This window comes from Okeania sp., from assembly GCF_983059655.1.
This window is the reverse complement of the sequence record NZ_CEZPJD010000854.1, coordinates 1-1,336: the sequence shown is the minus strand read 5'-3', so window position 1 is coordinate 1,336 and position 1,336 is coordinate 1. Positions and strand designations below refer to the sequence as shown.

1 pseudogene is annotated in these 1,336 nt (G+C 32.5%); it reads right to left on the bottom strand.

The window, feature by feature from the left end:
• Positions 1–1,100 (bottom strand): annotated as a pseudogene (locus AC3DU7_RS29315) (SNF2-related protein); the annotation flags it as partial.
• Positions 1,101–1,336: the final 236 nt, after the last annotated feature.

Genomic DNA, 1,336 nt, shown 5'->3' with positions numbered 1-1,336 from the left:
AATTTAATTGTTCTTCCTTGATAGTTGAAACTTGCTACAGGATTTTTCCAAATTGTCTTGGCATCGACTACAAAATCCGGGTCATCTATGGCTTGAAGACAATATTCTAAAGTCCAATTTTTTGAATTTTTGGATGGTGAATGAAGGTGAAAACAGGTAATGAATTGATTTTCTGTGATTTTATATTGTTGTAGAGGGGATTGCCAATTATCGAGTATTTTGCTAATTTGCTGTGTTTCTTTAATGGCAGGTAATTTTAAAGCTGATTTTTCTGATAAGGATTTTAACCATTGTTTAATTGCGGGATTTAATGAGGCAATTTCTGTTTGATATATTTCGGATGATATTTGTCTAATTTGTGTGTCTATTGTTGTTTGTAAGAAATCTTGGAGTAGTTCTTGACTTGCTCTGAGGATTGGTAATTTTGAAGTATTATTTTGGGGTATTATTTGTAGATTTTCTAAGGAAATAGGCGACTGCCAATCTAGTTGATATGTGCGACAAACAAGAGGCATTTGTAGGGTGAAATTTTTCAGTCTATTTTGGTCTGTAGCACTATCAAGTAAAGGTTGCCAAATAGCAAAAATTTGTTCATTTGATTGTTGTTCAATAGTTGGTAAAAATTTACATCTTGCTAATAAGTCAAGATTCCATCTAGCAACATGAGACCAAAACCTTAAATCTGCCCCTATGAAAGATTCAGCGATGTTGCCCAGAGGAAAAGAGTGTAAAAATTCTATTGTTTGTATAGGGTTTAGGCAAATTCCTTCTATTTGCCAGGGATAAAGATATAACTTTTCTGTGGTTTCAGAGAAGTTAGTAGCAGAATGAAGTGGGTATAGTTTTTGACTAGATTCTAATGATTTTGTAGGAAGAGCTAAAGTTTTGTTTGTTGTGATTTTCTGATTTTTTAAAGAGAAATTAATTTTTTCCTCGCATAGGTTTAATAGTTCATTTACAGTTATTGCATAAGGATTATTAGTAATTTTTCCTGTTTCACCAGCATCCTCTTCTATAATTCTGCGCCAAGTTTCTCCCCAAATAAATAAAGAACTAGATTGTTGATGTTCGGTCAGCCAAAAACTATGTAAAATTGCCATCTTAAATATCTATCAAAAAGGTTATATTTTGACTACTAAATTTTTCTACTGTAAATCTTTCAATAATGAAATTTAACAATGAAAAACGGCATCCGAGTTCAAATAACTAGATGCAAACTTCATCATTTGCGATGAAAGGTAAGTAGGATTATTATAGCGGTTTCTCTTCAGTAAAATTCTCGAGATATTAGGAGAGTTGGAAAATTTCACTACTCATCTCCTCTGGCGTGGTGCTT